Source organism: Bacillus sp. Marseille-Q3570, assembly GCF_946151055.1.
Classification (GTDB): Bacteria; Bacillota; Bacilli; order Bacillales; family Fictibacillaceae; genus Pseudalkalibacillus.
On sequence record NZ_CAMGYZ010000012.1, the window covers coordinates 52,617 to 79,137 of the forward strand.

Below are 26,521 nucleotides of genomic sequence, written 5' to 3' on the forward strand. Positions count from 1 at the left end.
ATCATTCATCCTCAAGCTGGATGTAATTTTCTATTCTTTCAGCCATCTTCAGATATCCTTCTTGATTCGGATGAAGTTTATCGTTGGCGAAAAGTTTCTCACTGCCTTCTTCTATAAAAAGGTCATCGATCGGAACATATAATGTATTGTCATTGATTTCTGCGACAGTTTTAGCCGTTGAATTCCATTTATTGATTACACCGTCAACCTCTTTAATATCCTGGAAGAAGTTGTGGAATGGATTGAACATGCTGACTAAATAGATATTAGCGTTAGGATTCAGGGTACGGATCGTCTGAACGATCACGAATAGGTTCTTCCTGTACCTTTGCTGTCCTGATTCGAATAAATCCATATTAAGGCTGAAAAAATTATATTCGACGATGTTCAGGATATCGTTCCCACCGATTGTAATGAAGACATGGTCGGCCTCTCTGATATGATTTTGGACTTCTTCTTCGTCCATTTTAGCTGCAAGCTTATCACTCGGAAGGCCATGGATTCCAAAATTCTTCAGGCTGACCAAATCATCAGAATTTTCCTGGATGTATCTGGCGACTGGTTGGATGTATCCTTCTTTCGTCTTATCGCCGGATCCTTTTGTCAATGAATCCCCAAGCCCGACGATATGGACGTCTTCGATGACTGTTTCGTCCACTGGCTCATCCGTTTCCTTTTCATCATCCTTAGCCTTCTCATCTTTTTTCTCCTCATCATCTGAAGGAGGATCCTCCGTTACCTGTTCATCATCTTTCGGGAACTCCTCCTCAATTGAAGGGTTCAGTACTGGAGTGGTCGTCGGATTATCCTTATTCAAAAATAAGATGACACCGAACACGATGACCAGTGGTATGAGGATGAACAATATCAATTGTTGTTTTTTCATGTTATCCCCTCTATACGAAACAGTTTTATATCTAAAGTAAGCATGTTAAATCAATTCCATCTTTATGGGATCGAAACAAGATTGTTATACCTTCGTATTCATCCGTTCATTTTATTTTACATTACTAGTATATGGGGTATATACCCTTATAACCTAGGGTACTATACAAATCGACAAAAATTGCAAACTGTTTGCAAACATGTCAATCCGCTGATAAGGTAGAAAAACGATCATTTGCAATTGAAATCGCTTATTAACAGGAGGAATCGTGATGGAATTTACCATAACACAACCTGCAATCCAATGGTTTATAAAAGAGCTTGACCTTTCAGAAGGTGACAATGTCCGTTTCTTTGCCAGAGTCGGAGGTTGCAGCACCGTCCAATCCGGATACTCGCTCGGAATTTCCAAAGAGGATCCGGTAGAAGCTGGTGAAACTTTCGAATCTGACGGCATCACCTTCTTCATTGAAAATAAAGATCTTTGGTACTTCAAGGATCATGATCTTAAAATCAAATACAGCAGGAAATACGATGAAATCTCTTATGACTATACCGAGCAAGAATGACAGTTTCCTGAATCAATTGTGATCCCACAGCTTAAATCGCTTGATCTGATCGAGTTGATTTTCTGCTTTCAATATCCTTAATTGTCTGTCTCCAAAAAGATCGTAATGGGGAAAGTCTGCGCGATGATCGATCCACTCTGGTTGTAATCCGTATCGTCTTCCCCATGCGATAAGCTTTTCTACATTGCAGCATGCAACCTTCGTCACCGTATCACAGTCAGGGAACCGATCATCAATCCAATAATGCGTCAGAAAGGCAATTTCCTCTTTCTTCGCATTTTCTTTCCAAGCTTGCAGTTCTTTACGGTCGATTCCAAAAGCCATGACTGAATTCCATCTCCTCATATCTTTCCATTACTCTTTCCTCGATGTTCCAGATACTTTTTGATAAGCTTCATGCCAATCAGGCAGCGCTTTTTCCATCCTGATCGGTTTGAATGTTTCCTTATTTACCAGGACATGGGTCGATGTTCCAGAAATACACAACTTACCAGACTCGTTATAAATTTCATAAGCATAAATGGATCTGATCCCATTATAATGCTTGAGCCACGTCCGGATATCAGCTTTTTCACCATATTTGAAAGGTCTCTTATACGAAATCGTGATATCCGTGACAGGTGCCAGAAATCCGTCTACTTCCATCTGTGCGTAACTGAAACCGAGGTCCTTGATAAATTGTGTTCTGCCGACCTCGAACCACACGAGATACGTGGCATGATGAACGACACCCATCTGGTCGGTTTCTGCATATCTTACTTCGATTTCCGTCTTAGATTGTACCAACGTCGTTCCCCCTATTTATATTCTGTAATCGCTGCTTCGAAATCTTCTTTCGCCAAAACTGTTAATATCGTTTCATCTGTTTCTTGTTCTGTGTTCATGATCCGATCTGCATGCAGCTGGATCGTGTTATCTATGAAATCCGTTGCAAATCTTCCATTCCCATCGATCTTCAGTTGCGGCAATTGCTCAAGTAAAAATGGTTCAGCTCGATCCTCCCACGTATAACCGTATTTCTCAGAGTGGCTCCTCATGATTTCAATCAATTCTTCAATGCTGTAATCCTTGAAATGGAAGAACTTTTTGAATCGTGAAGACAGACCGGGATTACTATTGAGTAATTTTTCGGTTTCTTTTGGATATCCAGCTAATACGACCACCAGATTTTCATTATGCTTCGTCATCTCTTCGACTAGTGTGTTGATCGCTTCTTTACCGAAATCCATCCCCTGACCACTGAACAAGGAATAGGCTTCATCGATGAATAGGACGCCACCTAACGCCTCACGTACTTTCTTTTTTGTCTTGATCGCTGTTTGTCCGGTGTAGCCTGCAACAAGATCTGAACGGCCTGCAACCACAAGGTGTCCCCTCTTCAAAAAGCCTTTTTTCTTTAATAGGTTCGCATAGATCGACGCTACAGTCGTCTTCCCTGTGCCGGGATTTCCGACGAACACTGAATGAAGCTGGATCGGTACACCTGGCAGCTCCAAATCTCTTCGTTTCTGCTGCACTTCGATGAAGGAACTTAATATTTTCATTTCCTGTTTGATCTCATCAAGACCGATGAGCTGTGATAGCTGTTCATCCGGATCTTCATTAAAGGACGGGATATCGATCGTGACATCTTTTTTCTGAATCCGTGTGAAATCCTCTACTGTTGCCTCTGAGTCAGAAGAAATACTTGCACCTTTTTGAAAAATCACATCTAGCACCAGATCCCTTACCGTCCTTGCATTTCCGAACGAATCGTCGACGCGCGCATGCTCAATCTTTTCCTCCATGCGGATAAGTGCCTCATGGGTAAATGTATAATCGTTCTCAAAAGCGACTTTTTCAGCGATTTTCAACAATTCCTCGTTGCTGTAATCTGGCAAGTAAATATGGTTGCTGTCGGGAAAACGGCTTTGTAGGCCAGGGTTTGAATGAAGGAACTGCCTCATTTCTTCTGGATATCCTGCTAAGATGACCGCAAACTTTCCAGCATATTCACCACTCGTCATTGCAGATACGAGTGTATCAATTGCTGTTTGCCCGTAGTCGTTGCCAGATGCTCCCTCACGTTTGAGGCTGTAGGCTTCATCAATGAACAGGACGCCACCCAGGGCGCGTTGGATGACTTTCATCGTATTCTCTTCCGTTTGCCCGACATAGGCTCCAACTAGCTGCGACCTGTCTACCTCGACCACTTCACTCTTCGGTAGCATACCAAGGTCATAATAAAGTTTTGCAAGTAAACGGGCGATTGTCGTTTTTCCTGTACCAGGCTGTCCAGTGAGCACCATGTTCAAGCTGAGTTCATCCTTCATATGAAAGCCTTGCTGCTGGCGGTTCTTTTGAAATTGTAAAAAACGATAAAGCTTATACACCCTCTCCTTCACTTCTTCCATTCCGATCATTTCATTCAGCTGCATAAGAGCCGTGCTGTAATCATTCTCAGATGTACTCGATTCGAGCCATTTTTCTTGAATCGCTTGGATTTCGTTTATGAGCTGCTTCATCTCATTTTGAAGAGCAGAAGGATGGAATGACCCTGATAAAGAGGAACGATACTCCTCTGAAACGAGGATCAGACGATCATATGCCTCAAATAGATCCTTAACTTCAGTTTGTCTTTGCTTCGCAGAATTTAATTTTTCCCTGTCCCCTAGAACGGTGGCAGAAAGGATGTTTTTTTCGATCAGGTTATTGATCCGTTCCTCTTTTTTCTGAACGCTTTTCACCATCTCGATTGCATCATCGGCCGCTTTTCGCTTTGCCGGCACATTGTCCGTCTCTCGGATACGTGGAAAATGGATCGCTTCAATCCATTCCTTAAGCTCGATTGACGCTGTTTTATAGATCATTTCATGGACGAGCGGGTCTTCGTCAGCGTGTGCTTCTGCTTGTTCAATCCGTTGTTTCATTGCTTCATCTATTACGCCTGTCCGCTCCAGCCTCACTTTTACGATCAATGCATTCAATTGACCGATCATCTGAGCCGTATCCTCTGTGTCAGATTCCGCATGACGCTTTTCAACGGTTTGCAGTTTCTTCAACAGATCGATTTCAGCGTTCGGAGAAAACGTTTTACCAGTCTGAATCTCATGTATTTGATTTTTTATATCATCCATTTCATTTCGGTTCGCATTCATATTCATTCACCACCTGCTACATACCAATAGTACCCATTATATCATACAGACCAGGGGTTCTTCCGACTTCGCACTTATACAGAATTGAAAAAGCCATCACGTCAAGTGACAGCTTCTTGGGTATGTTTATGAAGATTGCAACATGATCGGTGTCGTGTTATCAACCGAAAGTTCGCATGCTTCCTTCAGGTTGTTCCAGTAATTTACGATGGATTCATCTGCCTCTTCCATCATCGAAAGTTCCAGCCAGCCGAGTTCTTCCAAAAGCCGAACCGATGAACCGATCCATATTTTCTTATCACCGATCGGAATATAGAATGGATTTTCAAATCTGAACGGTAGATAAATCCCTGTATTGTTCGGATGTAAAATGATGTGCTGGTAGATCGTCCCTTTCGTGAGTTTCGCATAAAGTAACAGGACCCCGTCATTTTTTGCGGTTTTCTTCCTGAAATTCTGCAATGTCTGCATATCACCTAAATCGATTGTTGTGATCGGTGACTCCCAATTAAGCTGTTCTTTAAAAGGGATGAGGTGTCCTAACCGTTGCATATGTATTTCAAGTTTACGGTAAAACGGATCTTTGTCTTCTTTATTTCGTGATACATCTAGTGGTTGTATTATTGCTTGGACTGTCATTACTTCCACTCCTCCCCATTCGTTCTACATAAGTTTCGAAATCGTATGGTTTTTAGCGTCGGCTTTTTCGACATTTTTTGGCGTTTTATTTAAAAAGTGGTGGGCAGGTGGCTAAGTCATAGCTCTGATGGATTGTTTCGGTGCATGTTGTTTGGCTGATAAATAATCGGAATTAGCTAATTAGCCGTTTTTCGCCTAGGCACGCCCTCCGGTTGCTAATTGGAAATATAAAATCAGCATTCAAATTAACCACCTTAAAAAACATTCAAAAGAAAAAAGCATGTGACGCGGGGTCACATACTTCACCCTTTTGGAGGAACATAATCAGGCTGTTCATTCGATTTGTTGCTCATTTGTTTACCTTTATTGCCACCAGCTTCTCGCGGCTGTGTCCCGATATGATTCGGCACGAAGTCTTTAGGATGACGTTTCGGATTGCTCATCGATCCAGCCTCCCTTCCTTACTATCCTCCCCAAATCCACTGTGAAAATAAGCATGTAAAATAAGTAAACTTAGATACCGAATGGTTGTCAAGAACTTCACTCCCTTTTCGCGGGCAACTTAAGGAGGAAGTGACCCGCCTAGGAATGAACGTAGGTCACTGAAAACTGACGAGGATGCTCGAAATTCGGTTCTGCGTGGGATCACACATAAGAAGTCATTCATGTGTTGCCGCCACAGGAGTTTTGAAGTGATCCAAGTAACTAGGCAATGAGCTAGACATCACACTTCCTGCAATCACTTGCTTCCGCACAATATCCTCGCTGACACCAAGTTGCACTTACCTGTTAACGGACACAGGAGACCTTATTTGACCAAAATAATGAAATTTTACAAACCTAACGGACACCATGGACCTTATTTCGGAAATATCATAGAAAATCAGCTGCTTTGTTCACAAATAAGGGCTGTGGTGTCCGTTAAATTTTCAGAAACAGCGGTTTTGTCACAAATAACGGCTCTGGTGTCCGTTAATTGAAGCTTCTTGGTCTCGCCTGGCTCGCTTTTCCCGCAGGAGTGTCGGAAATTTCACTTCAATAAATCAGAACTCATAAAATAACAGAACTTTATGCAAAAGAAAAAAGCAGGACCATTCCTACTTTCATCCATTTTTCAAGTGTCTGTTTTCAAGTTTGATTTCAAGGCGTTCCATTGCTTCCTGGTCTTTCAAAAGCTCTTGTTTGTTCGCATTGACCAATTCTTTGAACGTCTGTTTGTTGCTTTTACGCATCCCGGATCCTCCTCGCACAAAAATCAATAGTACAGTTATTTCCATATCTTTTCAGGTTTATTCAAATAATCTGAAAGTTTTTAAATTGATTCGAGTGCGTAGTGAAATCATCGTTGTGAGGGTCTGAATCCTGCTTCTTGCGCTTCTAATTCACTGCAGAACATTTCTTCCGGCTTCGTGATCTCATAATATTGTCCGTCAGGCATATGATAGATCTTTTCTCCGCTTGAATTGATGTTACCCTTGATGGTACAAGAGGAATCTTTTTCTTTTGAGTTTCCCGGTTCTGAACCCTCCTGATTAAAGCCGTCCTCTGCCACATAATTCTCAAGGCTCCATATTCCGACTTCTTTTTTCTGTGCGTCTCTTTGGATTTTCTGGAATCGATCGACATATTTCGTGTTAGGCGGAAAAATGTAGGCCACCCTGGCAAACCCTTTTTCAAGAAGCTTTTCATTCAACATGTTACCTTCAAGGTCATAAGCATAGGCTAAAATACGGCCGTATTTATCACGTTCTGAAACGTCCAGTTCAAGCTCAACACGTTTACCTGCAAGTTTTTCTTTCATGAAGTTGCTTGCTTCTTTTCCGAAAGGCTGTACGGGCTTACTTGGATGGACGGTTTCAGGCGTATCGACCAATAACAACCGGATCGTCTCTTCCTTTCCTTCGTAATTTACTTTGAAGGTGTCACCATCTACCACTTTCGTCACTTCATAAGTACCGTCAGGCGCTGCATCTGAACACCCGGCCAACAGTAGAACAAACAAAATCAAACTGAGTATGTATTTCACATTCTTCAATGCTTCGTTCTCTCCTTATGTATGTAAATAGCAGCCCCGGTTGGAGCTGCTATTTTCATCTCACTTATGCGTTTTGCAATTTGTTACGAAGTACCATTTGAAGGATTCCGCCGTGACGGTAGTAGTCGATTTCAACTTCACTATCGAAACGTGCGATCACTTCGAATTTCTTCTCGTTTCCTTCTTCATCCTTCGCAGTGACAGTAAGTGTTTGACGAGGTTTTACATTCTCATCGATATCAACAGCGAACGTTTCTTTTCCAGTAAGTCCTAATGTTTCTGCGCTTTCTCCTTCTTTAAATTGAAGAGGAAGAACACCCATCAGCACGAGGTTACTTCTGTGGATACGTTCAAAGCTTTCAGCGATGACTGTCTTGATGCCGAGAAGGTTTGTACCTTTGGCCGCCCAGTCACGAGAACTTCCCATTCCATAATCTTTTCCAGCAAGAACTGCGAGTCCTGTTCCATCTTGTTGATACTTCATACAAGCATCATAGATGTACATGACTTCTTCAGTCGGCCAGTAAGTTGTCCAGCCGCCTTCAGTACCTGGAGCGATCTGATTACGGATACGGATGTTCGCGAATGTACCACGCATCATCACTTCATGATTACCACGACGAGAACCGTATGAGTTGAACTCAGATGGCTTGACACCATTATCCATCAAGTATTTACCGGCAGGCGTATCTTTTCCGATCGCACCTGCAGGCGAGATGTGGTCAGTTGTGACAGAATCGCCAAACTTACCGACGACACGTAATCCATCAAGAGCTTCGACTTTTCCTGGCTCTTTAGAAAGACCCTGGAAGAACGGCGGGTTCTGGATGTAAGTCGAATCGTCATCCCAGCTGTATAGTTCTTCCTCTGTCGTATCGAGTTCATTCCACTCTTTATTGTCATCGAATACACGCTCGTATTCCTTCTTGAAGAGTTCCGGCTTGACTGCGTCACTCATTACAGATTTGATTTCTTCTGTTGTCGGCCATAGGTCTTTGAAGTATACATCGTTACCATCTTTATCTTTACCGAATGAATCATTTTCAAGGTCAAAATCAACCGATCCAGCAAGTGCATACGCCACTACTAGTGGTGGTGATGCAAGATAGTTCGCTTTTACAAGCGGATGGATACGCCCTTCGAAGTTACGGTTTCCTGAAAGGACAGAAGAAACGACGAGGTCAGCTTTAGCAATGCCTTCTTCGATTTCCTCAGCTAATGGACCGGAGTTACCGATACATGTCGTACAACCGTAACCGACAAGGTTGAAACCGAGTTTATCCATATATGGCATAAGTCCAGCGGCTTCTAGGTATCCTGTAACAACTTTTGATCCTGGTGCAAGACTTGTTTTTACGTATTCAGGCACTTCCAATCCTTTTTCAACCGCTTTTTTCGCGATCAATCCGGCACCGAGCATAACGCTAGGGTTGGAGGTGTTCGTACAACTTGTAATTGCAGCGATCGCAAGGTCACCCGTACGCATATTGGAAACTTTTCCGTTTGGATGCTTGATTTCAACTGATTTGTTGATCTCTTCTTTTTCCAAACCGAATCCGCTGTTTCCTGCTGGAGAGACAAGCGCTTTGTTGAAGGATTCTTTCATTTCAGAAAGTGGAATCAAATCCTGTGGACGTTTTGGTCCGGAAAGGTTTGGTTCAAGCTCAGAAAGATTCACTTCAACAACATCCGTGAATTCAGGATCCTTTGTTCCTGGCGTATAGAACATGCCATTCGCTTTCGTATACTTTTCAACGACTTCAATCTGCTCAGGTGAGCGTCCAGTCAATCGAAGGTAGTTCAATGTTTCTTCATCTACTGGGAAGAATCCGCATGTTGCACCGTATTCTGGCGCCATATTGGAGATCGTCGCACGGTCAGCAAGTGTCATGTCCTGCAGACCAGGTCCGAAGAATTCGACGAACTTTCCGACAACGTTCTTCTGACGGAGCACTTGAGTAACTTTAAGCGCAAGGTCAGTTGCAGTCGTACCGTTCGGCATTTCCCCTGTCAGCTTGACCCCGATGACTTCCGGCACTGGGAAGTATGATGGTTGACCGAGCATTCCTGCTTCCGCTTCGATACCACCGACGCCCCAACCGAGTACACCGATACCGTTGATCATCGTCGTATGTGAGTCTGTTCCGACTAGTGAATCAGGGAAAGCAACCAGCTCACCATCTTCTTCATTCGTTGCTACAACTGAAGCTAAGTATTCAAGGTTCACCTGGTGGACGATGCCTGTAGCTGGTGGTACGGCACGATAGTTATCGAATGATGTTTGCGCCCAACGCAAGAATTTGTAACGCTCAAGGTTACGTTCGAATTCACGTTTCATGTTGAATTTAAGGGCATCATCTGAACCGTACTTATCGACTTGAACCGAGTGGTCGATGACAAGGTCGACTGGAATTTCCGGATTGATCTTGTCGGGAGTTCCGCCCATGTCAGCCATCGCTTTACGTAACGATGCAAGATCGACGACTGCGGGAACACCAGTGAAATCTTGCAAGATGACACGTGAAGGTTTGAATGGTACATCAATGTCCTTGACGTCCTTCGTACCCCATTTTGTCAGGTTTTCAATGTGTTCTTTGTCGATTACTCTTCCGTCATATTGACGTAAGACAGATTCAAGAAGCACTTTGATCGAGTATGGCAATCTGGAAACGTCGCCAACCCCTGCGTTTTCAAGTGCTTTCAAGTCATAATAGTGATACGTTTTACCATTTGCTTCAAACGTTTTTCTAGCATGATAAACATCGTTTGTACTCATGCGAAAACCCTCCTTCTCCTAACCATGATACCCTACAAACGGGTATACTGTCGAAAGATTACTTTTTTTGTTTTTAATTGTTTTATCCTTCCTTCATTACTAGTTTAAAGGAAGGACTTTCATAAGTAAATTCCAATATAGTTATTAAAGTTAATAAGTATTTCTTATAGACCTGTTCATGTATTAGTTTGAGTTGTCGTTACAAACTAAACACACATGGAGGTGACATACCGATGGCAAAACCGAAACGAGGGAACAATCAAAAAGAAATCTCCGATGAGCAAGCTGTCCAGCAGCCAACCAAATTCGATCATGAATATGCCAATGAGCCTTTGACCGAAGCAGAAAAGCAGAACAATAAAAAGCGGAAGAATAACCAGTGATTACTTGTAAAAAGGGGCTCCACCGCATGGCAAGCCCCTCTAATGTACTCATAAAAGCGTTCATAGAGCACTTTTTTCCCGTATTAGCACTGATTTGTCCATATGAAGGTCGGGTTCTTTCATGGTAACTGATTTGAAATTATCTTTGCTATACCTTTCTATCAGTATAAGTCTTTCCGTAAATTGTAGAGGTCTTCCTGGTATTGACGAAGCTGCATGCGTTGATGTTCACTTGCGACTTCCAGAGCATTATCGATTTGCTGAAGCGCTTCAGACAATTCTTGCTCGAATTGTTGCTGTTTTGTTGCATAATCCGGATCTGCTGAACTCTCAAGTGCAGTTCCATTCGCTTGGATCGCCTGTTCGTATCCTTGCTGTGCGGCTTGGAATGCTTGTTGTTTATCTTTATGATACGGCATGAGAATTCCTCCTTTTCATAGTCGGTCTGTCATTAATATGAGACACAGGACTAGGATTTATTCCATCACCAATAATGAATATCATCACCCCGCCTCTTCCATACTAAAAAGGAATCGAAGACATCGCCAAACCATTGATGAAGGCTGGACTATATATAAACCTCGCCAGAATCAAATGCCAGCAAAGGAGGGCTTTCAATGACTGAAAGGAACACTTCTAAAGACCAACGGAAAAACGCACCTAAGGGCGAAAATCCTGGACAACCAGAACCGTTGGATGGGTCTAAAAAAGTGAAAAACCGTAATCATACAAGACAAAAACACGGCGGACGGATTTAATGAATAGATAAAGATGTGATTAGAGCAAAAGCAAAAACCGTACGACAGACCTTCAAGTGGTCTTCTTACGGTTTTTTTACCCCTATTTTTGTGATTTAAACGAAAATTCCCTTGAATATTTCCATCATCTGAACTTGTTCGTCATGGGTCACTGTCCGGAAATCCAAAATGAACTGCTCCTCTTTGATCCTCCCGATGACAGGCGTTTCAGCACCACGTAATTTCGCAAACAACTGCTTACTTGACAGCGATTCATGTTTTACGGATACGACATACGTCGGCAGCTCGACTTCCGGCATCGTTCCCCCGCCGATCATCGAAACACTCTCTTCAAGGTTGACCGCTAAACTTTCAATCGTTCTGACATCTTCTATGAACCGCTCTGCTTGTTCCTGAATTTCTTCAACCGGTTGCAGAATATCCCGTACAGTCGGAATCTCTGTGATACGATCATACTTATAGGAAAGAAGCGTTGCTTCAAGGGAAGCCAGGGTGAATTTATCAACGCGTAAGACACGTGCGAGCTGATGATTTTTCAGCTTTTGGATCAATGATCTCTTACCGGCGATAACCCCGCATTGAGGTCCACCGAGCAATTTATCACCACTGAACGTTACAAGATCGATGCCTGATGATAGCACCTCTTTTACAACCGGTTCCTCCCCAATCCTGTGAGTCCTAAAATCATACAAAGCTCCACTGCCAAGATCTTCATACGTCAAAACATCCTTGTGCTGATTCGCTATTTCAACGAGCTTTTCACCTGGAACAGAGGCTGTAAATCCGACCACTTTAAAATTACTTGTGTGAACTTTCATGAGCATCGCAGTTTCTTCATCAATCGCTTGCTCATAATCTTGCACATGGGTTTTATTTGTGGTGCCTACTTCTTTAAGGAATGCCCCGCTTTCTTCCATGATCGAAGACACACGGAACGAACCACCGATCTCCACGAGCTCACCTCTGGAAACAACGACACTTTTACCAGCAGCAAGCGATTTCAGTACCAGGAAAACTGCTGCCGCATTGTTATTGACGACCATGGCCGCTTCGGATCCAGAGATGTCACAGATCAATTCCTCTACTAAATCATGTCTGGAACCTCTGACGCCTTCCGTAATGTTATATTCCAAATTCGAGTAATGACGGGCTACTTCAGTCATCTTTTCAATTGCATTTTCACTTAAACGCGACCGTCCTAAGTTTGTATGGATCACGACACCAGTCGCATTGATCACCGGTCGGATCTTATGTACCGCTGAAGATTTCAATCTCACATTCAACTGTTCAAAGACGATATCGACCATTTCTTGCTTTGTTTCACAAGGTAGTCGATTTCCTGCTAAAATCTGTTTACGCAACGCTTCCAGCTGTTCCTGGATCATGACTGTAAGGCCATTTTGTGAAAGCCCCCCGTTTTCGCTCATATCCTGAAAACGCCCATCTGCCTGTATGACGTGAACAGCTGGAAGTAAGCGTAGTTGTTCTTTCATATAAATCCTCCTAACGAAATCGAGCCATACCTGTAAGGCGAAAGAACACCTCCAGGGTAGGACCCTCGGGAGGTGCTCGGTTATCCGTTCAGCTTTTCGATTTCATCAAACAATTTTTCATTATCGGGAAATTCTCCGGTTTCAAGCTTGGAATACAGCTTCTGATCATTGACCGTCACCTCGAATGCCCCGCCAGAGCTTGGAATCATATCCAGTGAAGCAACCTCTGACCGGAAACGATTGAACATTTGTTCCGCGAAACTCGCGGCTTTTGGCGCGTAGTTTCACTGCATGCAGAATTCCACAGATACTTTATAACTCATTGTGAACGCTCCCTCCAATATCATTGAAAGTGTTTTCAAAACATTGTTTACGTTAATTTTAGTATATTATTTCTCAATTCGCAAAAAAGTTGTTTATACTTATAAAAGGAGGTGCTATTGATGAGTAAAGAAGAGAAAATCCGCTTGACCACCCTATCATCTAAAGGTGGTTGAGGATGCAAAATCGGTCCTGAGGACCTGGCGCAAGTGTTGCGTCATTTACCTGAAAGAGAAAAAGACCCCAACCTTCTAGTAGGTTTAGATACATCTGATGATGCGGGCGTCTATAAACTGACAGATGACCTTGCTATCATTCAGACGGTCGATTTTTTCACACCTATTGTCGATGATCCATATCATTTCGGTCAAATCGCGGCTGCTAATTCCCTGAGTGATGTGTATGCCATGGGTGGAAAACCGACGACAGTGTTGAATATCCTTGGATACCCGATCAAATCGCTTGGTCCAGAAATCCTGGCAGAAATTTTAAAAGGTGCTTCTGATAAAGTGCACGAGTCCGGTGCAGTGATCGCCGGTGGCCATTCAATCGATGATAATGAACCGAAATTCGGACTATCCGTAACAGGGATCGCCCACCCGGATAAAATTTTTAAAAATGTAGGCGCACATCCCGGTGATGCGCTGGTTTTGACAAAGCCGATCGGAGTCGGAATCCAGACTACGGCAATCAAAAGCGAACGATTGACGGATGAACAGCTTGAACGCGTTACGACAACAATGGCAACCCTTAACAAAACAGCCGCTGAAGAGTTAGCTGATTTCCATCCGAATGCGGTAACGGATGTCACTGGTTTCGGACTATTGGGGCATGCTTCAGAAATGGCCAGAGGCAGTAATGTTTCTATCCACGTCCAATACAGCGAAGTCCCTATCCTCGAAGGTACAATGGAACTCGCGGAAGCTGGCGTAGTTCCGGGCGGTACGAAAGCGAATCATCGCTGGATTGCAGATGATGTGGAGTATGATGAGTTGAACGAACTTCACCAGTGGGTCCTTTGTGATGCTGTTACGTCAGGCGGTTTGTTGATCAGCATGCCTGAAGCAGAAGCAAAACAGTATGTAGAACGAATGCATGAAAAAGGTGTACAAGCGACTTCCATCATCGGAAATGTGACTGAAAAGCAAGAACGATATTTATATGCGAGTAAATAAGATTGAAAAGAGGATGGCTTGGTAAAGCCATCCTTTTTTTCGTTTGTACCGATATGTTTTGGATTTGGACTGATATTTTCAGGATTCGCACCGATTAATTTCACATTTACACCGATAACACTCATCCAGCCGATCACAGAGCATCTAAAGGTCCACTACTCTAAATATGCATACTATCTATCTTAGTTTTTCAATCGGATTTATCAGTTTAAATATTCTGATAAAATTTTAAAAAAAGGCTTGAACTTCACTCTGTTTTGATGTAAGTTTAGTTTCAAAATTGAATAATTGAATTTCTTATCCAGAGAGGTAGAGGGAATGGCCCGATGACACCTCAGCAACCATCAACACGCTTCACGTTGAAAAGGTGCTAATTCCAGCAGGTTCTATGAACTTGTAAAGATAAGAAGAATGACAGATCTACATATAAAAGTCTTCTTCTTAAGAAGGCTTTTTTCTTTTTTTCAGGCGTTTTACAACTAAGGAGGATTATCCATGTACACATTCGAAACGAAATTGGCCCAGATCGGAAACCGAAGTGAGAACCTCACAGGAACAGTCAATCCACCTGTATATTTTTCAACTGCATACAGACATGAAGGAATCGGTCAATCATCCGATTATGATTATATCCGGACAGGAAATCCGACACGAAAAATTCTTGAAGAGACCATCGCCGACCTTGAAAGCGGTGATCAGGGGTTCGCGTGCAGCTCCGGGATGTCTGCAATCTTGACATTACTCTCGTTGTTCCAGTCAGGAGATGAATTCATTGTTTGTAAAGATTTATATGGCGGAACTTACCGGCTCTTCGAAAAAGGTTTTCGTAAATGGGGGCTTAACTGCCAGTACGTCGATACGGTAGATCCCGCAGCTATTGAAGATGCCATCACAGATCAAACAAAAGCGATTTTCATCGAGACGCCGACCAATCCGCTTATGGAAGAAACAGATATCCCAACCGTTGCCAGGATTGCGAAGGAACATAACGTATTGCTCGTTGTCGACAACACCTTCTACACACCTTTATTGCAACGGCCGATTGAGCTCGGGGCGGATATCGTCATCCATAGTGCTACCAAATATTTGGGTGGCCATAATGACGTCCTCGCTGGCTTGATCGTAGCGAAAGGAAAAGAACTGTGCGACGCGCTGGCGGACCACCATAATGCGGCAGGCGCTGTCTTGAGTCCATTCGATTCCTGGTTGTTGATGAGAGGGATGAAAACATTATCTTTACGAATGGAAAAACATCAGGTAAACGCGCAGCGGATCGCAAACTACTTGTCGAAACACGAAGCTATTACGGATGTGCTTTACCCCGGTCGAGGCGGGATGCTCTCTTTCCGGATCATCAACGAATCATGTGTCGATCCGCTATTACAATCCCTATCACTGATATCCTTCGCGGAGAGCCTGGGCGGGGTCGAAAGTTTCATCACCTATCCTGCCACCCAGACTCATGCAGATGTACCAGAAGAAATCCGCACGAAAAACGGTGTCTGTAACAGACTGCTCCGTTTTTCTGTTGGAATAGAAGATGCCGATGATCTCATTAAAGATTTAGAACAATCACTAACAAAAGCATGTACGGAGGTTTAAATATGACTCACCAAAATCAACTATCATTTGAAACGAAGCTCCTTCACAATGACCATAAAATCGATCTGGCGACAGGCTCGGTAAGTGTTCCGATCCACCCCTCTTCTACCTACCATCAGTTCGATATCGACGAGTTCGGAAAGTACGATTACAGTCGTTCATTGAATCCGACAAGGGAGGCTTTGGAAGAAACGATCGCCTCATTAGAAGAAGGCTCGAGAGGTTTCGCTTTCGCATCCGGAATGTCAGCGATCTCGACCGCTTTCCTCCTTTTGTCGCAAGGTGATCACGTTCTCATCTCAGAAGACGTATACGGAGGCACCTATCGGATGGTAACAGAGGTCTTGTCAAGATACGGGATTGACCATACTTTTGTGGACATGACCGACCTTTCAGAGGTTGAAAAGCAGATCCAGCCAAATACGAAAGTTATTTATGTAGAGACGCCTTCGAATCCATTGCTGAAGGTTACAGACATCGAATCGGTCGCCAAGCTGGCAAAACAAGCAGGCGCGCTTACCTTCGTTGATAATACGTTTTTGACACCAGCCATACAAAAGCCTTTGGCACTTGGAGCCGATGTTGTATTGCATAGTGCGACTAAGTTCCTGTCAGGACATAGTGATGTCGTAGCCGGTTTAGCTGTCGTAAAGGATGAAGCGATCGGTGAAAAATTGGCATTCTTGCAAAACTCATTCGGCGCAGTCCTCGGAGCACAGGATTCATGGCTCGTCCTCCGCGGACTGAAAACACTACACGTAAGACTTGAAAAATCGATGGAATCTGCCGAGAAAATCGCACGCCATCTCCAAGGACATCTATTAGTGAAGCATGTCTATTATCCTGGACTTCCAGATCACAATGGCTATCACTTGCAAAATAGCCAGGCAACTGGAGCAGGAGCCGTCCTTTCTTTTGAGCTTGAAAATGAACACGTCTTACGATCATTCGTCAAAAAGGTGCAACTGCCCGTCTTTGCAGTCAGTCTCGGGGCTGTCGAATCGATCCTCTCCTATCCCGCAAAAATGTCACATGCTGCAATGCCAGAAGTGGAACGGAGACGGAGAGGAATCACGAATTCGTTGTTGCGTTTATCGGTCGGTCTAGAACATCCTGATGACCTTATCCAGGATTTTGAGGCAGCCCTTGAACATCAGGTCAATATCGCAGCAACTCCCGGTTTTTGAAAAAGGTTTTGTTGAATTTTTTTATTGATTTTTACGAAACACACTCCCTTTCTGCGGGCAAATAAAACCGGAAGAGCTATACGCTTAGTCATGCAAGTCACTGGGAGATTGACGGGAGCGCCGAACCAAACTAAGTTCGGTTCTGCGTGGGCTCACACATTAGATTTATATCAATGTGTCGACCCCCGCAGGAAGTTTGATGTGATCCAAATGACTGGTCGCTGAGCACGACATCACTTGTTTGCAATCACTTGCTTCCACTAAGGTACACTAACCCGTTAACGGACACAGGAGCCCTTTTTGCCCAATATAATGGAAAATTGCCAACTTAACGGACACCAGGGACCTTATTTCGCAAAAATCATAGGAAATCAACTGCTTTGTTCACAAATAACGGCTGTGGTGTCCGTTGAAATTTAGAAACACCTGTTTCACCTACAAATAACGGCTGTGGTGTCCGTTAACTGCAAACATGATGGCAGAGGAGTTCACCTGGCTCGCTGTTCTTCCAGAAGTGCCCTGAATTCCGCTCAATCAAAATCAGCTTTAAATGTAGAAACGCCAGTGATTTCGTATTCGAAACCACTGGCGTTCAATGTAAGCGGAAATTACTTTTTCAGGACTCATTACCTATTCATCATAAATCCGGCTGAGCCATTCTTCGGATACGCCATCTGGTGAGCCATCATAGATCAGCTCTCCGTCCTTCAAGGCAAGTACTCTGGTCGCATACCGTTTGGCTAGTGTCACATCATGGACATTGATAAGTGTAACGAGATCATGTTTCTTGTGGATTCGCTGGATGAGATTAAAGATGCGATTTGCAGTCCCTGGATCGAGACTTGCGACTGGCTCATCTCCAAGAAACACTTTCGGCTTCTGAAGCAATGCTCGCGCTATGGCTACACGCTGTTTTTGCCCTCCGCTTAAATGTTCGACTCTTTTATACTGATGATCTGTCAATTCCACGCTGCTTATCGCCCTGAGGGCCTCTTCCTTTTCCACTTTCGAAAAATAACCGATCAGATTTTTCCAATCATTTCTTTTTCCGAACGTACCCGTAAGCACATTTTGTATAACAGATAGTCGTGGAATAAGGTTGAAATGCTGAAAAATCATTCCCATATTTGTGCGTACCTTTCTTAGGGCGGGTTCTTTCAGCCTGGTGATATCTTCTCCTAGAAAGTAGACACTTCCTCCTGTCGGCATGTGCAACCCGTTCAAACACCGGATCATCGTCGACTTTCCCGCACCGCTTTTCCCTAATACACAAACGAATTCTCCAGGATACAGTTCCAAGTTGAAATCAGATAATGCATTGTTGTCTGAACCTCGATATCGGACGGTTACACGTTCAAGCTTCATAATCGGCTTCTTCTCCATCAAATCACCTTCTCCCTGATCTTGCTGCCTGCGAAGTCCACAAGGATCACCATGATCATGATCAGAAGCACATCGATCGCTACTGATGAATAGGCGAATACTTTAAAATGATTGAACAACTGCTGCCCGATACCTCCACCACCGATGAATCCCAAAATGAGAGATGTCCGGATCGCTACTTCGAACCTGTAGAAATAATGCGATAAAACATTCGGCCAGATCTGCGGGAGAATCGAAAAGATATTCGCAATCCAACCTGTGGCACCTACAGATTTCATCGCTTCTTGCGGTCCGACTTCCGCTGCTTCGATCAGTTCAGAAATCAGTTTCCCTAGGACGCCGATATTATGAAGGATGATGGCAAGTACTGCTGGAAATGGTCCTAATCCCAGGGCAGTCAAAAAGATCAAACCGAACACGATTTCAGGTACCGATCTCAAAAAACTGAGGCTGATACGGAAAAATCCATATAAAAAAGGCGAACGGCTCGTGTTCCGAGCCGCCGCGAATGCTAGTGGCAATGCAAAAACGAGTCCAAGGAAACTGCCCAGGAATGCCATGGCCAGCGTATCAAGACTTTCCATGATCATCCTCGGCAAAATATCCATATTCATCGGGAACCAACCAGACAAGAAGTCGATCATATTCCGAAAGTCCTTAAATTTTGCAAGATCAAATTCTGTTGCCCGCATACTCATGTAAATGACGACCATAAGACCTATTGCAATATATAGGTGGCGCCTTTTGAACCAAGCCATGAAATCTACTCCTCTATAACTCCCTGCTTAATGGCGGCTTTACGGATACTTTCATAATCTTCGTTGCTTGCCTCGGTGAATCCAGAAGCTCCGAAAGCATCTAAGATTTCTTCATCTTCTATCCCGACAAAGACCTCTTGCAGTTTCTTTTTCGTATCATCATCCATTCCTTTGTTGACAGCCCATGGGTATTGGAACAGCTTATCAGATTCCCAAATGACTTTTAATTGATCACCATCGATTGTACCTGCTTCAACGAGTTGATTGTAGATGGCACTGTCAACCGCTCCAGCAGTCACTTGTTTGTTCTGAACTGCTAAGGATGTTGCGTCATGTGAGCCAGTGAATCGGACCGTTTTGAATTTGTGTTTGTCTTTATCGGTATAAACGTTACGATCTTTCAATTCAATGCTAGGAATCAATGAACCTGAAGTAGAGTTCGGGTCACCAAACGCGAAATCGACCTCTTTACTTTCTTTCAACAGGTCTTCAAGAGACTCATAAGGATGATCTTTATGTGTGATAATGTAAGAATGATAAAACGGTTCACCATCGACGAGTTGTGTAATGATAGCTTCAGCTCCACTCTTTTCATGCGCAATGACATACGTCAATGGTCCGAAAAACGCCATATCAATCTTTTCGTAGTTCATTGCTTCGACTACCCCGTTATAATCCGGGTATGTATCGATTTTGACTTCTCGGTCCAGTTCATTCGATAGTTTTTCCTGGAGCTTATCCATCGCGCCTTGCATTTCTCCTTCTGTTTGGGAAGGGATGACACCGATAGTCAGTTCTTCACCCTTTTGATCCGACCCTTCCTTTTCATCGCTACCACCACATGCTGCAAGAACGGCTAAAAGAAAGACGATTACCATTGCAAATGATTTTTTCATAGTTGAACACCTCTTATGGATTGATAAATTGCTTGATATTGTTGCATTTCTTTTTCATGGGAAAATTCATTCAGCATCCGTTCCCGACCCTTTTTCGACAGTTGTTCATAGAGATTTCCATCATTGATCATTTGTAAAAATTGACGCTTGAACTGCGTCGGATTTTCAAATATAAAACCATTGTTCCCGTGGTCGATCAGGCTTTCATTACCCGCGTTTTTCCTGGCGATGACCGGTTTCCCATGATAGAGGGCTTCCATCAGTGCAATCGGCTGCCCTTCAGATATCGACGTATTGATGACCACATCTGCCCATTCATATAAATCTGCCATTGATGCGAAAGGAACACTTCCTATATATGTGAACCATGGATGTTTTTTTTCAAAGTTCCTGACTTGCTCTGTTTCTTTCTGTTCAAGAGGTTCGCCTGCAATGACAAATTCCAGATCAGGGTAGTCGTTAGTCAATGATTCAACTACGTCCATGACATAGAAAACATCCTTTACCTTCCTGATCCCGGAAGGTAAAAGGATTCGAGGTCGTCCATCAGGTAATTCGAGATACAGCGCTTCTTTTCTTTCTGGTACCCATACACTTTGAGGCACCACCTCGACCCTGTCTCTGAGCTCAGGATAGGTTTCGATGACCTTCTCCGCAGCTCCTGCTGTAAAAACGGTTATAAAGGAGGCGTTCAATAACAAGTCTTTTGAAATCGGATGATCCATCTTTTCATTTACATCGGTCCCACCGGAAGTGACAATATACGGTCTTTCTATGCATACCTTTTGTTGCTCCCTCCACTTCGAGAACCGATTGAAATGTAGAATATGAAAGAGGTCACAAGACTCCATTTTTTCTTGAACCGCCCGATCCCACTCCTCTTCATCATAAGCGAAAACCTCGACAGTGAATCCAAGCTTACGCAGCCCTTCTACAATCCTTCTAGCCGTAATCGAATTTCCCCGCTGACTATGAAGATAAGGAGTCCAAAAACCTATTTTCGTTTCATTGATTGTCTGCGAGATATTTCTCAAGCTTATGATTCACCCACTTCCTTTGGTCATCGACACGGATTGTCATACCTAAAGCATCTACTTTTTCAAGGAAAAGGATACAGTATTTGCGTGACAGTTCAAGGATCGCTTTGGCATCCTGTACAGTAAAAGACTCTGAACTCGTTCCATCACGCAATGAAATCAACGCTTTATCAAACACTGCCCGGTGGACGAAAGTCCCGTCTTCAAGGGTCACAGCTTGTCCTGTCTCAATCAGATAACGTTCCAATTCTTCAAAGTAGTCTTGTGGAATACTCTGTTGATTGAACATTTCCTCTAATCCTTCGTGTTTGAATCCCGCCTCTTTCAATTGCTGAATGACATTTTGCAGACGTTTTTCCCACTGTTTTGGGAAAGATGGTGTATGTTGAGCCCGTTTCAGGTAATGGCCGATTTTTACAATCGATTGCTTTGTTATTGATTCAGATAACGCGAATTCGATCATGACACCAGGGAAAAGAAGCTTCAGCTCCTGTATGACCTCTGCTTTCCCAGGTCCGATCCTCATAGGGTACTTATCGTGATAGTCTGCCAGTAATTCTTCCAGCTGATTTCTAGCTGAATCTACCTTAGTGGATAACGCCACCAAATCGGTATCGATATTGACGACGATGTCCTGTTTTTCCATTTCTTCAACCGTCCGTTCTGTTTCTTTTTCAGACTCTCCGATCTCCTTACTTAAAGCGGGGATCGTTGCAGCTTTCATTTTCTCAAGCGCACGGGTAATCCGCTCCTCGCTTGTGCCTTCCATTTTCTTTTGAAGCATATCGATCGTCTCAGACCCGAATTTATACTTTTCACCGAAAGGATCGAGCACCCATCCCCCTCCTATCGTTTCTATAGGAGATGGTCTACGGATAATGAAACGATCTCCTCTCAATACCGATATTTCTTCATCCAATCGAACCTGACAAAGAATGTTCAAGGGATCCCGCTCACGTAATTCATTCCGGTCAAAAAAGACGATTGTCCCCATCACTTCGGATGTGCCGGTATGAAGCTTCACTCTGGACCGTTGCTTCAGGTCATAATCAAGTTGACGATTCACATCGAGAACAAGATCGATCGATTTCGATGGACTTAAGGAACGGTTTGTCGTCAACTGATCGCCACGTGCAATCTCCTTGGAAGAAACCCCTCCGACGTTGATCGCAGCACGCTGGCCCGCCACTGCATATTCGACCGTTTGTTTGTGGACCTGGAGCTGGCGGACCCTGACCTTTTCATTCCCAGGTAAAAGGATGACCTCTTCTCCTTCATGGACAGTCCCTTCAAAAACCGTTCCACGTACGATGGCTCCTTTTCCTTTTAAAGTGAAAGCCTGGTCGATCGGCATCCGGAACTTTGAAGAAGAATCACGTTGCTTTATCTTGGGCAATTCCTCAATGATCCCTTTCTTGAGTTCTTCAAGTCCTTTTTTTGCCAAACTGTCTACAAAAAACATCGGAGCCTTTGCGAAAGGTCCTGCTGTAAATTCACTGCGTATGTCCTCTTCAACAAGGCTCAGCATTTCAGTGTCAACTTTACTTGATTTCGTGACTGCAATGGCAGCATGCTCAATACCCAGGTAACTTAAAATTTCCGCATGCTCTTTTGTCTGCGGCATGACACCTTCATCTGCTGCCACGACAAGAATGACAAAATCAATACCGGCAACACCAGCAATCATCTGACGGATGAACCGTTCGTGTCCAGGAACATCGATGATGGACACCTGAAGGCCTTTCCCTAAATCAAAAGGCGCATAGCCCAGTTCAATGGAAATATTACGTTCTTTTTCTTCCTTTAAACGATCGGTATCGATATCCGTCAATGCTTTCGTCAACGACGTTTTACCATGATCAATATGACCCGCCATACCAATCGTTAAATATGTATCGGCCATGCAACTCACCTACTGCTATAGATTCTTATTCTACTTTATCGACTCAATGGTAGAGAAGCAAGAATTTCCTCTTGTTCTGATTGTGTTACTTGGAAATAGATAAGTAATCATGTAAAGAAAAAGACTACACCATCTTTTCAGATGCTTTCTTTTTTTCAATATATCTGTAGACGGTCGCGCGGCTCAGTCCCGTTTCGATTACGATGTCGCGCATCGTATAATCACCTGTACAATACATCTCATACGCCTTTTCTTTAAGATCGATATTCATTTCAGATCTCCCAAGCTTCACGCCTTTTTCACGTGCGTTATCAATCCCTGACCTGATCCGCTCACTATGGACCTCACGTTCGAAATCAGCAAATATATCAATCCAGTTGAAAACAGACTCTCCATTTTCCGAAGCAGTATCAATGTTTTGTGTAAGTGAAATCAAATCGATTCCACGTTCTTTCAATTCATCCGTTATGGATTGGAGATCCTGTATACTCCTGGCGAGTCGATCCAATTTCATGACAACCACGATATCGCCTTCCCTTGCGTAATCGAGCATCGCCTTCAAACCAGAACGTTCGATGTTATTAGTTGTACGATCATCGCTGAATAACTTGTCACATCCATATTCCTCTAGCACCTCTACCTGTTCGTCAAGCGCATCATTCCGTGCCGCTACTCTTGCATACCCAAGCTTCGCCATATCCCTGCTCCTTTCAATTAATCGATTATGTTACCTCTATGATATAACAAAACAGTGGTGTATCAAAATCATGTTTCATTGCAATGTGGATGTGAGATATACTTTTGAAACAATTTATAGATGATAGTTCTTTATGCCTAATAATGTTCCATAAAAGATAGTTAATGATACACAAATGGAAAAAGTGGATAACTGGGGATAAGTGGGGATAACTATATTTCAATTGTGACAAATGGAATTGTTGTATCAAAATAGTTACATTTTGATACAGAGGATAAACAGTGGAAAACTCTGGACAACTGGGGATAATTTTGTAACAGTTTCGTTACACGGGAAATCATTACATATATTGGTGTTTTTGAGACGATTTGTTCTTTCGTGGATAACTCACCAGATTGGGGATAACTATATTTCAGAATTGTTACACGAATTCTGTTCGCTTTTCGACATAAAGCGGCATAATTTATATCGGTCTCCAGATTAACAAAGTTGAGTGAATTTTTCATTGATGAATTAAATATTTATTTATTATTTCTGCGAAATTAACAAAGACTTGGTTCTGAGTGGACCAATTAATGTGTGGCCGCCGCAGGAAGGTTGAAGTGATCCACGTGGTTGAGGATTGAGCTAAATATCACTTCCCTGCATTAATCCAATTCCGCGAGCCTCCTCACTCACTTCCACAGGATGTGTTTGCTTCGACGTCCACCACAAGACCACAGACTAATACGCCGAGTAACCACAGCCCCAGTAGGTACCATATTTAAAGGATAAAAGTAAGGAATCACATGTGGGCAAATTAAGGTTGAAACGTACCTTCCCTCCACTACCAGCTGCTGCTTAGGGGAAAATAGCTTCTATCGAACAATTGCAACTTAAAAACTCATCATTTCGACAAATGGTGACTATAGTCCGCACAGTTTTTTGTTACGGATTATAAGAAAAACCTTAGAATTTGATATTTTGTCGAAGTCTCTATATAATTAATTCCTGTGAGAAAGATGGGGCTGGTTGTACATCTGGTGAGTGCCTGGGTCTTCAAAACCCTGAGGGAGGCGCGTGCCGTCTCCGGTGGGTTCGATTCCCACACAGTCCCGCCAATAAAAACATTTCATATAGTACATAAATTATGAAAAGACCCGTCACATAAATGTGGGGTCTTTTCATTTTGAAAATTCCTATACTCTTTGTCGGCGTACCCAGCCTGCCATTTCGACAGGATCAAAATTGGTATCACATGCGATATAAGAAGATACAACATTATCCCAACCATTGGCTCCTAATCTATAAATTTCAGAACCTGGCTTCAATTTAATAATTGATCCATTGAAATTTTGGTGTTCAAATAGTGCAATCCAACCACTTCTAACTACAATGCTGGATACTTTATCTCCCCAGCCTTGTTGATGCAAATCTTTCTGCCAGGTGCGATGACCTTGAGGTTTCTGAATATGTTTCGTATTTCCTGTCAAGTCTTCATGTTCATATAGCGTAATATCAATCCCATTAGACATGCCCGTATACCTCCCGTTTTATCTTTATTAAAAAAGTTTATTCATTATCTAACAGGAAAAGACGCTTTATATTTAAGCTGAATTTTATAGATTTTTCTCTCTCAAAAAAGACTTGCGCCGAAATGGACGCAAGCCTTTTTTCATTTCCATTCTATTAAACTGTTTTTGGAGTCAGGTCATAGCAGCGGTTGTAGATCCACTTGTAGCTTTCTTCGTTCAGCTTACGAGGGTTACCGACTGTTTGTGGATCTTTCATTGCTTCCTTCGCGAGGCGAGGTATCATATCCTCTGGTACACCTTGCTCTTTCAATGTCGGAATGTCCATTTCTTCTACTAGATTGTAAACTTCGTTGACGGCTGCTTTCGCTGCTTCGTTTTCCGTCATACCGTGTGTGTTCACGCCCATTGCTTTTGCAATACGAGCGAATTTCGAAGGATTCCCTTTCCAGTTGTATTCCATGACTGGTCCAAGCATTGTCGCTACACATTGGCCGTGTGCTACCGGTACGATTCCGCCAAGCGTTTGCGCCATTGCGTGCGCTGCACCTGCAGATTCGCTTCCGTAAGAAAGTCCAGCAAGCATTGCCGCTTGTGCCATACCGTATCTTGCTTCAACATCTTCAGGGTTTGCATAGGCACGACGGATGTACGTTGCTACATACTCGATTGCGAGAAGTGCGACTGCATCCGTAATCGGTTGTGCATAATGCATTGTGTAGCACTCGATTGCGTGAGATAGTGCATCAACCCCAGTCATTGCTGTTACATGCGGAGGCATGGATACATGTAATTCTGGATCGATGATCGTCATATGTGCTGCAATCAATGGTCCACCAGTATTGAACTTGAATTCGCGGTCTTCATCTGTGATGACTGCCCATTGCGTTACCTCTGAACCAGTTCCAGCTGTTGTCGGAACCGTAGTCAGTGGCGGGATTCGTTTTGATAGAGGTTTCTTCCCTTCTGCTGCTTCATATTCAAGTACAGATTCACCCTGAACGGCTTCTACACCGATTGCCTTAGCTGTATCCATCGAGCTTCCTCCACCGACTGCCACCAATCCGTCACAGCCTTCTGCAGTGAATACCTTTGATCCTTCGTTCACGATCCGCACTGGAGGGTTTGGTTCTACTTTATTGAATACGACGATCTCAATACCAGCTGCTTCTAGAGAATCTGTAACCGGCTTTGTCACGCCTGCAGAATAGATCCCAGGGTCTGTAACAAGCAGTACCTTTGAAACGCCAAGGTTCTTAACTTCTTCCCCTGCATGCTTGATTGCACCGATTCCGTGCTTGATGACTGTTGGAATTTCGAATGTGTGGAAGTTGTTCATGTGTTCAATGTTCATATTTAATGCCATGATTAAATTC

General features: G+C 43.3%; 25 protein-coding genes, 1 tRNA gene, 1 pseudogene and 1 riboswitch. Of the genes and pseudogenes, 7 read left to right on the forward strand and 20 right to left on the reverse strand.

The genetic code is table 11. The features are described from left to right. Nucleotide 1: 1 nt before the first annotated feature. On the reverse strand, nt 2-886 hold the full coding sequence (locus tag N8M93_RS16540; RefSeq protein WP_261133716.1) for a GDSL-type esterase/lipase family protein: 885 nt from the start codon (nt 884-886) through the stop codon (nt 2-4). A 271-nt stretch (nt 887-1,157) separates the two neighbouring features. On the opposite strand from N8M93_RS16540, the gene N8M93_RS16545 reads away from it, so the two are divergent. Then, the gene (locus N8M93_RS16545; RefSeq protein ID WP_261133717.1) at nt 1,158-1,454 is read left to right on the forward strand and encodes a HesB/YadR/YfhF family protein; all 297 of its coding nucleotides are present in this window, start codon (nt 1,158-1,160) and stop codon (nt 1,452-1,454) included. A 12-nt stretch (nt 1,455-1,466) separates the two neighbouring features. Here the strand turns inward: N8M93_RS16545 and N8M93_RS16550 are convergent, their stop codons facing one another. The 8 genes from N8M93_RS16550 to acnA form a co-directional block, all read right to left on the reverse strand. Continuing rightward, on the reverse strand, nt 1,467-1,778 hold the full coding sequence (locus tag N8M93_RS16550; protein WP_261133718.1) for a hypothetical protein: 312 nt from the start codon (nt 1,776-1,778) through the stop codon (nt 1,467-1,469). A 30-nt stretch (nt 1,779-1,808) separates the two neighbouring features. Beyond that, the gene (locus tag N8M93_RS16555) at nt 1,809-2,240 is read right to left on the reverse strand and encodes a thioesterase family protein (RefSeq protein ID WP_261133719.1); all 432 of its coding nucleotides are present in this window, start codon (nt 2,238-2,240) and stop codon (nt 1,809-1,811) included. A gap of 11 nt (nt 2,241-2,251) precedes the next feature. Further along, on the reverse strand, nt 2,252-4,591 hold the full coding sequence (locus N8M93_RS16560) for an AAA family ATPase (RefSeq protein ID WP_261133720.1): 2,340 nt from the start codon (nt 4,589-4,591) through the stop codon (nt 2,252-2,254). 126 nt (nt 4,592-4,717) lie between these two features. After that, nucleotides 4,718-5,230 (reverse strand): hypothetical protein, encoded by a 513-nt coding sequence (locus N8M93_RS16565; RefSeq protein ID WP_261133721.1) that lies wholly within the window; start codon nt 5,228-5,230, stop codon nt 4,718-4,720. 302 nt (nt 5,231-5,532) lie between these two features. Continuing rightward, entirely contained in the window at nt 5,533-5,673 is a 141-nt protein-coding gene (locus tag N8M93_RS16570; protein WP_261133723.1) for an acid-soluble spore protein N, read from the reverse strand. Nucleotides 5,674-6,333: 660 nt separating this feature from the next. Beyond that, on the reverse strand, nt 6,334-6,462 hold the full coding sequence (locus tag N8M93_RS16575; RefSeq protein ID WP_261133724.1) for an FbpB family small basic protein: 129 nt from the start codon (nt 6,460-6,462) through the stop codon (nt 6,334-6,336). A gap of 107 nt (nt 6,463-6,569) precedes the next feature. Continuing rightward, the gene (locus N8M93_RS16580) at nt 6,570-7,265 is read right to left on the reverse strand and encodes a thermonuclease family protein (RefSeq protein ID WP_261133725.1); all 696 of its coding nucleotides are present in this window, start codon (nt 7,263-7,265) and stop codon (nt 6,570-6,572) included. Between the two features lie 64 nt (nt 7,266-7,329). Next, nucleotides 7,330-10,041, reverse strand: a complete 2,712-nt coding sequence (acnA, locus tag N8M93_RS16585; RefSeq protein ID WP_261133726.1) for an aconitate hydratase AcnA — start codon at nt 10,039-10,041, stop codon at nt 7,330-7,332. 233 nt (nt 10,042-10,274) lie between these two features. Here acnA and sspO point away from each other — a divergent pair, with 233 nt between their 5' ends. Further along, nucleotides 10,275-10,424, forward strand: a complete 150-nt coding sequence (gene sspO, locus N8M93_RS16590; RefSeq protein ID WP_261133727.1) for a small acid-soluble spore protein O — start codon at nt 10,275-10,277, stop codon at nt 10,422-10,424. A 161-nt stretch (nt 10,425-10,585) separates the two neighbouring features. Here the strand turns inward: sspO and N8M93_RS16595 are convergent, their stop codons facing one another. Next, on the reverse strand, nt 10,586-10,843 hold the full coding sequence (locus N8M93_RS16595; protein WP_261133728.1) for a hypothetical protein: 258 nt from the start codon (nt 10,841-10,843) through the stop codon (nt 10,586-10,588). 198 nt (nt 10,844-11,041) lie between these two features. Between N8M93_RS16595 and N8M93_RS16600 the strand changes: the two genes are divergently transcribed. Beyond that, a complete protein-coding gene (locus tag N8M93_RS16600; protein ID WP_261133729.1) occupies nt 11,042-11,182 on the forward strand; it encodes a small acid-soluble spore protein P in 141 nt (46 codons plus the stop codon). Nucleotides 11,183-11,277: 95 nt separating this feature from the next. Here N8M93_RS16600 and selA read toward each other — a convergent pair whose 3' ends face one another. Then, nucleotides 11,278-12,675 (reverse strand): L-seryl-tRNA(Sec) selenium transferase, encoded by a 1,398-nt coding sequence (gene selA, locus N8M93_RS16605; RefSeq protein WP_261133730.1) that lies wholly within the window; start codon nt 12,673-12,675, stop codon nt 11,278-11,280. 80 nt (nt 12,676-12,755) lie between these two features. Continuing rightward, nucleotides 12,756-12,947, reverse strand: a pseudogene (locus N8M93_RS16610) (Rdx family protein); the annotation flags it as partial. A 171-nt stretch (nt 12,948-13,118) separates the two neighbouring features. On the opposite strand from N8M93_RS16610, the gene selD reads away from it, so the two are divergent. The 3 genes from selD (at nt 13,119) to metC (ending at nt 16,960) form a co-directional block, all read left to right on the forward strand. Next, entirely contained in the window at nt 13,119-14,171 is a 1,053-nt protein-coding gene (selD, locus tag N8M93_RS16615) for a selenide, water dikinase SelD (RefSeq protein ID WP_261133731.1), read from the forward strand. Nucleotides 14,172-14,465: 294 nt separating this feature from the next. After that, a riboswitch (SAM riboswitch) is annotated at nt 14,466-14,580 on the forward strand. Nucleotides 14,581-14,666: 86 nt separating this feature from the next. Further along, nucleotides 14,667-15,773, forward strand: a complete 1,107-nt coding sequence (locus tag N8M93_RS16620) for a methionine biosynthesis PLP-dependent protein (RefSeq protein WP_261133732.1) — start codon at nt 14,667-14,669, stop codon at nt 15,771-15,773. A gap of 2 nt (nt 15,774-15,775) precedes the next feature. Next, nucleotides 15,776-16,960: a cystathionine beta-lyase gene (gene metC / locus N8M93_RS16625; RefSeq protein ID WP_261133733.1), complete on the forward strand. Its 1,185-nt coding sequence runs from the start codon at nt 15,776-15,778 to the stop codon at nt 16,958-16,960. Between the two features lie 630 nt (nt 16,961-17,590). On the opposite strand, the gene phnC is transcribed toward metC, so the two are convergent. The 6 genes from phnC to N8M93_RS16655 form a co-directional block, all read right to left on the reverse strand. Then, the gene (gene phnC, locus N8M93_RS16630) at nt 17,591-18,343 is read right to left on the reverse strand and encodes a phosphonate ABC transporter ATP-binding protein (RefSeq protein ID WP_314728298.1); all 753 of its coding nucleotides are present in this window, start codon (nt 18,341-18,343) and stop codon (nt 17,591-17,593) included. Continuing rightward, nucleotides 18,343-19,101, reverse strand: a complete 759-nt coding sequence (gene phnE / locus N8M93_RS16635; RefSeq protein WP_261133734.1) for a phosphonate ABC transporter, permease protein PhnE — start codon at nt 19,099-19,101, stop codon at nt 18,343-18,345. The genes phnC and phnE overlap by 1 nt, the downstream gene beginning before the upstream one ends. A 5-nt stretch (nt 19,102-19,106) precedes the next feature. Next, the gene (gene phnD / locus N8M93_RS16640; protein ID WP_261133735.1) at nt 19,107-19,997 is read right to left on the reverse strand and encodes a phosphate/phosphite/phosphonate ABC transporter substrate-binding protein; all 891 of its coding nucleotides are present in this window, start codon (nt 19,995-19,997) and stop codon (nt 19,107-19,109) included. After that, the gene (locus N8M93_RS16645; RefSeq protein WP_261133736.1) at nt 19,994-21,031 is read right to left on the reverse strand and encodes a glycosyltransferase family 4 protein; all 1,038 of its coding nucleotides are present in this window, start codon (nt 21,029-21,031) and stop codon (nt 19,994-19,996) included. The genes phnD and N8M93_RS16645 overlap by 4 nt, the downstream gene beginning before the upstream one ends. After that, complete coding sequence (selB, locus tag N8M93_RS16650) at nt 21,003-22,937, reverse strand: selenocysteine-specific translation elongation factor (protein ID WP_261133737.1); 1,935 nt, start codon at nt 22,935-22,937, stop codon at nt 21,003-21,005. Before selB ends, N8M93_RS16645 begins: the two co-directional genes overlap by 29 nt. A gap of 124 nt (nt 22,938-23,061) precedes the next feature. Further along, nucleotides 23,062-23,634 carry a recombinase family protein gene (locus tag N8M93_RS16655; RefSeq protein ID WP_261133738.1) on the reverse strand — a complete coding sequence of 191 codons (573 nt, stop codon included), beginning with the start codon at nt 23,632-23,634 and terminating at the stop codon, nt 23,062-23,064. Between the two features lie 1,003 nt (nt 23,635-24,637). Here N8M93_RS16655 and N8M93_RS16660 point away from each other — a divergent pair. Next, nucleotides 24,638-24,734: transfer RNA gene (locus tag N8M93_RS16660), tRNA-Sec, on the forward strand. Between the two features lie 78 nt (nt 24,735-24,812). On the opposite strand, the gene N8M93_RS16665 is transcribed toward N8M93_RS16660, so the two are convergent. Both N8M93_RS16665 and N8M93_RS16670 read right to left on the reverse strand, forming a co-directional pair. Beyond that, nucleotides 24,813-25,148 (reverse strand): beta/gamma crystallin family protein, encoded by a 336-nt coding sequence (locus N8M93_RS16665; protein ID WP_261133739.1) that lies wholly within the window; start codon nt 25,146-25,148, stop codon nt 24,813-24,815. Nucleotides 25,149-25,302: 154 nt separating this feature from the next. Next, entirely contained in the window at nt 25,303-26,511 is a 1,209-nt protein-coding gene (locus N8M93_RS16670) for an iron-containing alcohol dehydrogenase (protein WP_261133740.1), read from the reverse strand. Nucleotides 26,512-26,521: the final 10 nt, after the last annotated feature.